Consider the following 11,484-nt stretch of genomic DNA (forward strand, 5'->3'; position numbering starts at 1 on the left):
ATGGCGGGACCGTCCACGGCATGGATGCCGTGGCCGAGCCTACAGGGACGTACTTGCGGCGTGTCCCGCCATCGGCCCCCTCCCCGCCAAACCAGCAGAAATCCAGAGCCGCTTTTGAAGTTGTTGTTGCCGTTGCTTGAAAAAAGCGGTGCAGCCGCAGGCTGCAAAACAACCCTCAATCCTGATCGTGCGCGCGCGCTGCCTCGGCCTGCGTCTCCTCCTGCGCCGCCATCTCGCGTGCGATCCACGCATCGATCATGTGCCGCTGGCGCTGCGCCTGCCGCCGCTCGCGCGTGTACTCCTGGTCCAGCACCCGGTACAGCGACACCATCACCAGCACCATCAGCAGCGCGAATGGCAATGCCGCGATCGTGATCATGCCCTGCAGCGCGTCCAGGCCTCCGGCCAGCAGCAACGCCGCTGCGATCAGTGCCACCGCAATGCCCCAGGCCAGCTTGCGCTTCAACGGTGGGTCGCCAGCCTCGTCGGTGGACATGCTGGCCAGCACCAGGACCGCCGAATCGGCCGAGGTCACGAAGAAGATCATCAGCAGCACCAGCGCGATGCACGACAGCAACAGCGGTAGCGGCATGCTGTTGAACAGTGTGAACAACACCGTCTCGTAGCCATTGCCAAGCGCCTGCACCAGATCGGCGTGGCCGAAGATCTGTGCCCACAACGCAGTGCCGCCGAACACCGCGAACCAGAAGAAGCCCAGCAGCGTCGGTGCGAGCACGACACCGATCACGAACTCGCGCACGCTGCGGCCGCGCGAGATGCGCGCAATGAACGATCCCACGAACGGCGCCCACGAGATCCACCAGGCCCAGTAGAAGATCGTCCAGTCCGCCACCCAGGTGCTGCCGGAGAACGGTGACATGCGCAGGCTCATCGTCACCAGCTGGTTGAGGTAGGAGCCCAGCGTGGTGGTGAACGTATCGAAGATGAAGCCGGTCGGCCCCAGCACCAGCAGGATGGCCGCCAGCAGGGCAGCCAACGCCAGGTTGAAGTTGGACAGCCACTTCACACCTCGCTCTACGCCACTGGCGGTGGAGGCCATGTACAGCACGAAGGCGACGGCAATGATGGTCATCTGCACGGCGACGGTAGCCTGCACGCTGAAGACGCGTTCGATACCGGCAGCAATCTGGATGGTGCCGAAGCCGAGCGTGGTGGCGACACCGATCGCAGTGGCAACTACGGCGGCGATGTTGACCACCCGACCGATCCAGCCGCGATGGTGGCGGCCGATGATCGGCTGCAGCATGTCGCTGACCAGGCCGCGTCCATTGCGGTTGAACTGGAACCAGGCCATCGCCAGGCCGATCAGTGCGTAGATCGCCCACGGGTGCAGGCCCCAGTGGAAGAACGCATAGCGCATCGATGCGCGCGCTGCATCCAGGCTTTGCGGCGCCAGGCCTTCCGGCGGCTTGCTGAAATGCGAGATGGGCTCGGCCGCACCCCAGAACACCAGGCCGATGCCCATGCCGGCGGCGAACAGCATCGACATCCAGCTGGCACGCGAGAACTCGGGTTCGGCGTCCTCGCCGCCGATGCGCAGGTTGCCGAAGCGGCCGAACGCCAGGTACATCAGGAACACCAGCGCCAGGAACACCACCAGCAGGTACAGCCAGCCGACACTGCGGATGACTTCTGCCAGCATCGACTGGACCACGGTGTTGAAGGGGCCGGGGGCGATACCGGCGAGCAGCACCAGCAGCAGAACCAGTGCGATGGAAACGCGAAACACCATGAAGGAGCTTCTCCGATCAAGGGCGATTGAGGGGAGCGAGCAGAGCTTGCGGCGAAGGGCCGGCGGCATGCAGCACGGACCGGGCAGGGGCCGCGAAGGCGGCGGGGAACGCATCGATCTCAGCAACGCGATGGCGTGCACGTTACTGAACGCGACGTCATGGTTCCGTTAACGAATGGCGATCTGATCCCGGAGGCGGGCGGTCTATGCTCTAATGCGCACCAAGAAGCGGGGGTACCGGGCCATGTGGCCACGGTTGAGACAGTCCCTTGGAACCTGATCCGGCTCATACCGGCGTAGGGAAGCTTTGCAATGCAGCCGTGCCCGGACTCCGCCCAAGGACCGTCCGTGTGCGGGTGCCGTGCGCCGCCGCTTCGTCCCTGACCTTCCTGGACGATGCCCGATGAACGCACAGCTCTCAGCCCTGCAGCAACAGGCCCAGCAACTCTCCGCATCCGTGACCCGGCCCATTCCCGGCTCGCGCAAGATCCACGTGCCCGGTTCACGCCCGGATCTGCAGGTGCCGATGCGCGAGATCGCGCTGACCCGTACGCCGACGCTGTTCGGTGGCGAAGAGAATGCGCCGGTGACCGTTTACGACACGTCGGGCCCGTACACCGACCCGGAGGTGCGCATCGATCTGTCCGCCGGTTTGCCGGCACTGCGTCGCGGCTGGGTGGAAGAGCGCGGTGATACCGAGCAGCTTGAAGGACTGAGTTCTTCGTTCGGTCGCGATCGCGAGCATGACCCGAAGCTTGACGCGGTGCGTTTCCCCGCGCGCAGCCTGCCACGCCGTGCACGTGCCGGTGCCAACGTCACCCAGATGCATTACGCGCGCCGCGGCATCATCACGCCGGAAATGGAATTCGTCGCCATCCGCGAGAACCAGCGCCTGGACGCGATCCGCGATGCCGGCCTGCTGCAGCAGCACCCGGGCGAGGCCTTCGGTGCGTCGATCCAGAGAGTCATCACCCCGGAGTTCGTGCGCGACGAAATCGCCCGTGGCCGTGCGGTGCTGCCCAACAACATCAACCACCCGGAAAGCGAGCCGATGATCATCGGCCGCAATTTCCTGACCAAGATCAACGCCAACATCGGCAACAGCGCGGTGTCTTCCGGCATCGCCGAGGAAGTGGAGAAGCTGGTGTGGGCGATCCGCTGGGGCGGTGACACGGTGATGGACCTGTCCACCGGCAAGCACATCCACGAGACGCGCGAATGGATCATCCGCAACTCGCCGGTGGCGATCGGTACCGTGCCGATCTACCAGGCCCTGGAGAAGGTTGACGGCCGCGCCGAGGCACTGACCTGGGAGATCTTCCGCGACACTCTGATCGAGCAGGCCGAGCAGGGCGTGGACTACTTCACCATCCACGCCGGCGTGCTGCTGCGCTACGTGCCGCTTACCGCCAAGCGTGTTACCGGCATCGTCAGCCGCGGCGGCTCGATCATGGCCAAGTGGTGCCTGGCGCACCACAAGGAGAACTTCCTCTACACGCATTTCGAAGACATCTGCGAAATCATGAAGGCCTACGACGTGACCTTCTCGCTGGGCGACGGCCTGCGCCCGGGTTGCATCGCTGATGCCAACGACGCGGCGCAGTTCGGCGAACTGGAAACGCTGGGTGAACTGACGAAGATCGCCTGGAAACACGATGTGCAGACCATGATCGAAGGCCCCGGCCACGTGCCGATGCAGCTGATCAAGGAAAACATGGACAAGCAGCTGCGCGAATGCGGCGAAGCGCCGTTCTACACGCTGGGCCCGCTGACGACCGACATCGCGCCGGGCTACGACCACATCACCAGTGCGATCGGCGCGGCGATGATCGGCTGGTTTGGCACGGCCATGCTCTGCTACGTGACGCCGAAGGAGCACCTGGGCCTGCCCAACCGCCAGGACGTGCGCGACGGCATCATGGCTTATCGCATTGCCGCGCACGCGGCCGACCTGGCCAAGGGGCATCCGGGCGCACAGGTACGCGACAACGCGCTGAGCAAGGCGCGCTTCGAGTTCCGCTGGCAGGACCAGTTCCACCTGGGCCTGGATCCGGAAAAGGCCAAGGAATTCCACGACGAGACACTGCCGAAGGACGCGCACAAGCTGGCCCACTTCTGCTCGATGTGCGGACCGCACTTCTGTTCGATGAAGATCACCCAGGACGTGCGCGACTACGCCGAGGCCGGCATGAAGGAGAAGTCGCAGGAGTTCCGTGCTGGCGGGGCCGAGGTCTACCGCCAGGGGTGACGGGTAACGGGTAGTGCCGGCCGCTGGCCAGCATTCCGTCGTGCACGGACCGGGGAGAGTGCTGGTCAATGGCCGGCACTACCGTTCATCACGCCGCGCCCGGCTATCCTCCGCGCATCGCCCAGGGGAAAGGACGCCATGCCCGTTGCCACGACCACCCGCTGGCTGGCCATCGCCCGCCGCCATCCTTCGGCCTGGCTCCTGGCCGCCCAGTTGATCGCGGTACTGCTGTATCCCGCCCTCGATGACACCGCCGCTGGCCGGGCGGCGCTGGGCATGTTCGGCATGGCGGTACTCGGCCTGGCGCTGTGGGTGGTCCAGCGCAGTCCATTGGGAACCTGGCTGGCATTGCTGCTGGCCATTCCATCGGTGGTGTTCTCGCTGGCTGGCGCGCTGCTGGACCGCAGCGCGCTGCTGACCACCGCGCAGCTGCTGGAAAGCCTGCTGTACTTCTATACGGCCGGGGCATTGATCGCCTACATGCTGCAGGACCATCGAGTAACACGCGACGAACTGTTCGCGGCCGGGGCAACCTTCACCCTGCTGGCCTGGGGGTTCGCCTTTGCATTCGCGGTGTGCCAACAGTGGTATCCAGGCAGTTTCCAGGGTGCGACGGCCGGCCCCGAGCGCAGTTGGATGGAGCTGCTTTATCTGAGCTTCAGCTTGTTGTCCGGAGTTGGATTGAGTGACGTCGTGCCGTTGCACCCGCAGGCACGGGCCCTGGTGATGCTCGAACAGTTCGCAGGCGTCATGTATATCGGCCTTGTGGTGTCGCGTCTGGTCGGATTGACCATGCTTCGGCGCATGTGAAAATGAACGCCAGATAAAAATTTCGCGCCCATAAGGGCGCGAATGGTGATGCAGATTATGTGAATGCGTCGGCGAGAGAGAGCCTGAGTGTCGACCCCGTCATAGGCGGGGTAACCGGCTTAGGCTAATATCCGGGGGCGTTATTGTTTTTGCGGTATGCGCCGATGCTTTGTGCGGAATCTGGCTTTTCGATGGCCCTGTCCAGGGACGGTGGGGACGGTATTGCTGGTGAGCCCTGCCCAGGTCCCGTCCCTACTGTATAGCGGAAAATGAACAGCAGCGAACTCACGCCCATTGACGCCGACCGCGTGCAGGTCGGCGACTGTGTCATTACCTTGTCCTCGCGTGAGGTCGAGGTTGAAGGCGCGCGCCGTCCGCGGCGGCTGACGCCGAAAGCGCTGGGCGTACTTCGCGTGTTGATGCGGCAGCCTGGGCGCGTGGTCACCCGTGAAGAGCTGTTTGCCGAGGTCTGGCCCGATACGTTGCCGACCAATGACGTGCTGACCCAGGCCGTCACCCAGCTGCGCAAGGCGTTCGCCAACGACGACGACAATGGCCAGGCCTACATCGAGACCATCGCCAAGAGCGGCTATCGGCTGCTGGTACCGGTGCAGGCGCTGGACGACTTCGAGCCGGTAGCGGAAGTGGATGCGGTGGCCGTTGCGGATGTGATGCCGTCGCCGGACGGTGCCGGCACGATTCCGGCGCTGGCCGTGCCGGCAGCGCCTTCACGCCGGCGTGGCTGGCGCCAGCTGCGCCGCCAGCTGTTGTGGGTGCTGGGCGTGATGATGCTGGCCGCGCTGCTGGTCATGGCCACATTGTTGCTGCGGCGCGGGCCGGAGCCGAGTTCACCGGTGGATGCAGCGGTCGAGAACGGCGTGCGGGTGATCGGCAGCCCGCAGCGTCCCTATCGCCTGATCACCGCCACCAGTGGTTTTGAAACCTATCCCACACTTTCGCCGGACGGCTCCCAGGTTGCCTACGAAGGCGCCAACGAGGATGGCGCCGGAGGTGGTGTGATCAAGGTGCAGACCTCGGGCAATGCGCCGGCCCGGCAGCTGGCGCTGCCGCCGAAGGGGGCCAGTGACCGTTTCCCGAGCTGGTCACCGGACGGGCGCGAGATCGCTTTTGCCCGCTTTGGAGCCGACGGCGGTTGCCAGGTGCTGATCGCCAGTGCCACTGGCGGCGGCGTGCGCCAGGCGACCCGTTGCGATGGAACCGAGCTGCTCAGCTTCGACTGGACACCGGATGGCCGCGGCCTGGTCTTTGGCAGCATGGTGGGCCGCTATGCCCATCGCGGCATCCGTGTGCTCGACCTGGCCAGCGGCCAGTGGCGGGCGTTGGACTACGCCGTCGATCAGGATGATTTTGACTACGCGCCACGCTACTCGCCCGACGGCAAGTGGCTGGTGTTCGTGCGCAATCCACAGATGGGCGACCTGTGGCGGATGCCGGCCGGAGGCGGTGAGCTGGAGCAGTTGACCAACGAATCCGCCGAACAGCGTGGCTGGGCCTGGCTGGGCGATGGGCGCAGCATCGTGTTCGGCCGGCGCGTGGACAGCGAGGTGCGGTTGTACTACCTGGACGTGGAGCGCCGCACCTTGCGTGATGCCGGCCTCGACGACGCACAGTGGCCTGCGGTGTCGCGCCACGGCGACGTGCTGGCCTTCGTTCACCGCCGTGCCCAGTTCGGCGTGTTCAAGGTGCCGATGGCCGGCGGCAGCGCCGAGCGGCTGTTCGCGTCCAGTGGGCGCGACGGGCAGCCGATGGCGGCGCCCGACGGTCGCCAGCTGGTCTTCACCTCCGATCGTTCCGGCAGTTTCGCGCTGTGGTGGGCGGACATGCAGCGGCCCGACTCACTGCGGCCGATCGAGGGCCTGCGTCCGGAGGGGCGGCAGGCGCCGGACTGGTCGGCCGACAGCCGCCAGCTGCTGGTGGTCGGGCGTGACGAGCATGGGCGTACCGTTGTCTACGAGATCGCCCCGCGCGACGAGCACCTGCAACCGCTGCCGGTTCCGGTGGATCAGCCGCTGCAGGCCCTGTACGGGGCAACCCCGGAGCAGCTGCTGGTAGTCGAGCGCGATGCAGAGCAACGCACCCGGTTGAGCCTGTTCGATCGCAGCGTGACCCCCTGGCGCCGCCTGGCCAGTATCGACGGCGTCTCCCAGGCGCGTTTCGATCGCGGCGATGGCCGCGTGCTGTTCACACGCCTGGCATCCGGCGGCTTGTGGTCGGTGGATGCGGCACTGTCCCCGGCCAGCGTGCAGCAGGTCAGTGAAGACCGACCAAGCCGATGGCGCTATCGCACCTGGACGGTGGCGGGCACCGGTGGCATCGGGTATCTCGGCAACTCGACCGAATGCGGTACGACCTTGATCCATATCCAGGCCGGCACCGAAGCCCCCGAGCGCTGCCTGGACCGGCAGCGGCTCAGTGCGGGCAACGGCATCAGTGCCAGCGCCGATGGCCGGGACCTGTACGTCGCCCTGGCGGTCAGCGATGGTGCCGACATCGGCGTCATGCAGCTGCCCCGGTCGACGCCGGCACTGTTCCCGGCCTTTCTCAAGTCGTTGATCCTGAAGAAAAATATCTCTTCGTGATTTTTTCGTGGAGTTCTCGCCGCGAATTCGTGGCGATCTCGGCGGATTTTCCTGACGGGCTGACGCCTGATTAGGCAAAACGGAAGCCTGTATCAGGCAAACCCGTGGTGCCCCATGCGTCAACTCTCGCTGGCCGATCGTGGCCAAACCGTCTCCCTCGACAAGGCGCTGGACGATCTCGCGCCGACCTGCATGGGCGTGGCCCGGCTCGGCAGCCTGCAGACCGCAGGGTCAAGCTTCACTGTCTGGCTGCAGGTGCGGGGCAGTTCCTGGGTGGAAGCCAAGGAAGGGCGTTTCCGCCTGCGCCATGGTGAGTGGATTGCCTTCGAGAAGGAGTCGCGCCCGTTGGTGCAGGCCGGCCGTAACGGACTGTGCGTGGGCCTCAGCCTGACTGCGGAGGCGATGCGGGTGCTGTCCGAGATGGCCGACTGCGGCCTGTATGCCGGTCGTGGTCGCATGAGCCGCGGCGACGCCCGCGTTGCCCTGCGCCTGTGGCGCGATGCGCTCGACAGCGGCCTGCCAGCGCAGGCGCTGCGCCCGCTGTTGTTGCATCTGGCCGGCCTGCAGCGTGACCTGGCCGACAACGTACAGCGCTGCCCCGGTCGCTCACGCAGCCGCAAGCGCCAGGTGTTCGGCCGCATGCAGCGCGCCCGTCTCTATCTGGAGGGCAACAGCCACCGCGTGGTGCGGATCGGCGAACTGGCCGAGCTGACCAACTTCTCCAGCTGGTACCTCTCCAAGACCTTCCAGAGCCTGTATGAAGAGAGCCCCCAGTCGCTTTCGGCACGGTTGCGCCTGGAGCGGGCCGCCGATCTGCTGCGCGACACCGACATGATGGTGGGCGAGGTCGCCGCGGCCAGCGGATTCGACAACTGCTGCAGCTTCGCGCGGGCCTTCCGCGCCCGTTACGGGCAGTCTGCTTCCCGGTTCAGGGAAAACGGCGGCTTGCTCCCGCCACACTCTGCAAAGTCTACGGTTGGGTCGCGCAAATACAGCATCGCAACGCAATCGTAACGTGCTGGAGCGTTTTAACACGCTACTAACACGTACCTTGGAGAGATTGATGAACGTTCGCACCCCTGCCGTGCGGCTGGGCCTGCTGCCCGCCGGCATCGCGCTGGCGCTGGCACCGGCATTTGCTTCCGCACAGGAAGCCAGTGCCCCGACCACCCTTGATCGCTTGGAAGTCACCGGCTCCCGCATCCGCTCGGTGGATGTGGAAACCTCCCAGCCGGTCCTCACCGTAAGCCATGAGGACATCCAGCGTTCGGGCCTGGTCAGCGTCGGCGACCTGCTGCAGAACCTGTCCGTGGCGGGCACCCAGACCTTCAGCAAGGCGGCCGTGCTGGCGTCCAACCCGGAACAGGGCGGCCAGTACGTCAGCCTGTACAACCTGGGTGAGCAGCGCACGCTGGTGCTGGTCAACGGCAAGCGCTGGAGCACCAGCCTGGCCGGCTTCACCGACATGTCGACCATCCCGACCTCGCTGATCGAGCGCATTGAAGTCCTGAAGGACGGCGCCTCGGCGATCTACGGTTCCGACGCCATCTCCGGCGTGGTCAACATCATCCTGCGCAAGAACTTCGACGGCGCCGAGGCCAGTGCCTACTATGGCCAGAACAGCCACGGCGACGGTTCCAAGACCCAGTACAGCCTGACCCTGGGTGCCAGCGGCGAGCGCTCCTCGATCGTGTTCGGTGCGAACTACATCAAGGAAGATCCGGTGTGGGCCAAGGATCGTGGCCTGACCAAGTACTCCTATGGCCAGGGCCACAAGGAAGACGGTCTGAGCCCGGCCGGCCCGTGGGGTCGTTTCACCGATCCGCGTGCCGAAGGCACCGCCGGTGCTGGCGAATACAACAAGGCTGGCAAGTGGGTCCCGAACACCTGGGTGGTCAACCACACCGGTTCCTGGGACACCCCGGTCGGCGTTGGCCAGCCGTCGAACAACTTCAACAACTACCACCTGATTGGTCTGGACGACTACTACAACGCCTCGCAGCAGATGATGCTGAACCAGGGCGCTGAGTCGAAGACCATGTTCACCTCGGCCAGCTACGACATCAACGACAACCTGCGTCTGAAGTCGACGGCGATGTACTCCGAGCGCGATTCCAAGCGCCAGATCGCCGGCTACCCGCTGACCGGTACCTCGCAGCCGCAGTTCCCGGTGGCGATCAGCAAGGACAGCATCTACAACCCGCTGGGCAACTGGGCCAACCCGGGCGCCGGCGTTGACATCGGTGGCTGGGGCCGTCGTATCTTCGAACTGCCGCGCATCACCCAGAACAACGTCAAGTCGCTGCACTTCGACGCGGCCCTGGAAGGCAACTTCGACTTCAACAACCGTCCGTTCGACTGGGATGTGGGCATCAACTACAACCAGTTCGACGTGACCCAGACCAGCTCGGGCAACATCAACCTGCTGGCCCTGAAGAACGCCCTCGGCCCGTCGTTCATCAACGCCAACGGCGTCGCCCAGTGCGGCACCGCTGCCAACCCGATCGCGCTGGGCACCAGCCCGGGCAGCTGCGTTCCGTTCGACCTGCTGGGCGGCGCCAGCGCCGCGACCCCGGATGCGCTGAAGTACATCAACACCCTGCTGAACTCGACCGGCCAGAGCAAGAGCAAGCAGTACTTCGCCAACATCACCGGTTCGCTGTTCGACATGCCGGGCGATGCGGGCGAGTTCGCCTTCGCTGCCGGTTACGAGCATCGCGAAGTGTCGGGCTACGATCACCCGGACGCACTGTCCTCCTCGGGTTACACCACCGAGCTGGCCGCGCAGCCGACCGAAGGCAAGTACAAGACCAACGAGTTCTACCTGGAACTGATGGTGCCGCTGCTGCGTGACCTGCCGGGTGCCAAGGAGCTGTCGCTGGATATCGCCAGCCGCTACTCGGACTACGACAAGTTCGGCAACACGGTCAACAGCAAGTTCAGCGTGACCTGGAAGCCGATCGACGACCTGCTGGTGCGTGCGACCTACGGCGAGGGCTTCCGTGCCCCGACCCTGGACGACACGTTCGGTGGTGGTTCGCAGACCTTCGACAAGTTCACCGATCCGTGTGATGCCGTGTTCGGCCAGCGCAGCAACCCGGCCGTTGCAGCCCGTTGCGGTGCTGAAGGCCTGGCGTCCGACTTCCGTCAGACCGACGCTGCCGGTCGTCCGATCAGTGCCCGTGACACCCAGGGTAACAACCCGTTCAACTCGGGTGTGGGCAACGACAAGCTGCAGCCGGAAACCAGCAAGACCCGCACCGCGGGCCTGGTCTGGAGCCCGAGCTTCGTCAGCGGCCTGAACGTCTCGCTGGACTGGTACAAGATCACTGTCGACAACGTGATCACCGCGCTGTCGGCGAACTACGTGCTGAACCAGTGCTACCAGAACGGTGTGCAGGCCTTCTGTGACCAGTACAGCCGTGGCGACGTCGCCAACGGCCAGCAGGTCACCGGCCTGAGCCGCGGCAACGCGAACCTGGGCTCGCTGGAAACCGAAGGCTACAACTTCGGCGTCCGCTACCGCATGCCGGAATACAGCTTCGGTACCCTGTCGTTCAACCTGGACACCAACTACCTGACCAGCTTCCGTCAGCAGGCCACCAAGGGTGCTGCATGGGATGACTACGCAGGCTACTGGAACTACCCGCGTGTCCGCGGCACCCTGGCCAGCACCTGGACCAAGGGCGACCTGTCGGCCACCTGGACCATGCGTTACTACGGCGGCTTCCGCGACTTCTGCTACGACCAGGAAAATGGCCTGGAGTGCAACCAGCCCGATTACTACACCGAGAACGGTGGCTGGAGCGGTGGCCTGGGTGCCAACAAGAAGGGCGCGATCGTCTATCACGACATCTCGGCCACCTGGCAGGCCCCGTGGAACGGCAGCGTGACCGTCGGTGCCCGCAACGTGTTCGGCAAGACCCCGCCGATCACCTACGCGGTGACCAACGCCAGTGCCGTGCAGCTGGACCCGATGCTGGATTACGACCGCTTCCTGTTCATCCAGTACAACCAGCGCTTCTGATCCATCGAAGCCTGAAGGCAAGACGAGGAGGGCGGGCCGCAAGGCC

The 11,484-nt window shown here is 65.2% G+C and carries 6 protein-coding genes and 1 riboswitch; of the genes, 5 read left to right on the forward strand and 1 reads right to left on the reverse strand.

What is annotated here, in order from left to right:
- Nucleotides 1–175 precede the first annotated feature (175 nt).
- On the reverse strand, nucleotides 176–1,753 hold the full coding sequence (locus O0K41_RS20985; RefSeq protein ID WP_049450532.1) for a BCCT family transporter: 1,578 nt from the start codon (nucleotides 1,751–1,753) through the stop codon (nucleotides 176–178).
- 220 nt (nucleotides 1,754–1,973) lie between these two features.
- Nucleotides 1,974–2,074: riboswitch (TPP riboswitch) on the forward strand.
- Nucleotides 2,075–2,156: 82 nt separating this feature from the next.
- Between O0K41_RS20985 and thiC the strand changes: the two genes are divergently transcribed.
- The 5 genes from thiC to O0K41_RS21010 all read left to right on the forward strand — a co-directional run bounded on the left by thiC (nucleotide 2,157) and on the right by O0K41_RS21010 (nucleotide 11,438).
- Nucleotides 2,157–4,001, forward strand: coding sequence for a phosphomethylpyrimidine synthase ThiC (gene thiC / locus O0K41_RS20990; protein WP_049450530.1), 1,845 nt, complete (start codon nucleotides 2,157–2,159; stop codon nucleotides 3,999–4,001).
- A gap of 138 nt (nucleotides 4,002–4,139) precedes the next feature.
- Nucleotides 4,140–4,811, forward strand: a complete 672-nt coding sequence (locus O0K41_RS20995; protein ID WP_005410941.1) for an ion channel — start codon at nucleotides 4,140–4,142, stop codon at nucleotides 4,809–4,811.
- A 269-nt stretch (nucleotides 4,812–5,080) separates the two neighbouring features.
- Nucleotides 5,081–7,411, forward strand: a complete 2,331-nt coding sequence (locus O0K41_RS21000) for a winged helix-turn-helix domain-containing protein (protein WP_049450528.1) — start codon at nucleotides 5,081–5,083, stop codon at nucleotides 7,409–7,411.
- Between the two features lie 114 nt (nucleotides 7,412–7,525).
- Nucleotides 7,526–8,425 carry a helix-turn-helix transcriptional regulator gene (locus O0K41_RS21005; RefSeq protein WP_005414398.1) on the forward strand — a complete coding sequence of 300 codons (900 nt, stop codon included), beginning with the start codon at nucleotides 7,526–7,528 and terminating at the stop codon, nucleotides 8,423–8,425.
- 49 nt (nucleotides 8,426–8,474) lie between these two features.
- Nucleotides 8,475–11,438 carry a TonB-dependent receptor gene (locus O0K41_RS21010; protein WP_005410938.1) on the forward strand — a complete coding sequence of 988 codons (2,964 nt, stop codon included), beginning with the start codon at nucleotides 8,475–8,477 and terminating at the stop codon, nucleotides 11,436–11,438.
- The last annotated feature ends 46 nt before the right edge of the window (nucleotides 11,439–11,484 follow it).

Origin of the sequence: Stenotrophomonas sp. Sm2128 (assembly GCF_030985535.1) — a bacterium.
Classification (GTDB): domain Bacteria; phylum Pseudomonadota; class Gammaproteobacteria; order Xanthomonadales; family Xanthomonadaceae; genus Stenotrophomonas; species Stenotrophomonas maltophilia.

Excerpts from the sequence above, each read along its gene's own strand:
- O0K41_RS20985 (WP_049450532.1), bottom strand. The coding sequence starts at position 1,753 with ATGGTGTTTCGCGTTTCCATCGCACTGGTTCTGCTGCTGGTGCTGCTC.
- thiC (WP_049450530.1), top strand. The coding sequence starts at position 2,157 with ATGAACGCACAGCTCTCAGCCCTGCAGCAACAGGCCCAGCAACTCTCC.
- O0K41_RS20995 (WP_005410941.1), top strand. The coding sequence starts at position 4,140 with ATGCCCGTTGCCACGACCACCCGCTGGCTGGCCATCGCCCGCCGCCAT.
- O0K41_RS21000 (WP_049450528.1), top strand. The coding sequence starts at position 5,081 with ATGAACAGCAGCGAACTCACGCCCATTGACGCCGACCGCGTGCAGGTC.
- O0K41_RS21005 (WP_005414398.1), top strand. The coding sequence starts at position 7,526 with ATGCGTCAACTCTCGCTGGCCGATCGTGGCCAAACCGTCTCCCTCGAC.
- O0K41_RS21010 (WP_005410938.1), top strand. The coding sequence starts at position 8,475 with ATGAACGTTCGCACCCCTGCCGTGCGGCTGGGCCTGCTGCCCGCCGGC.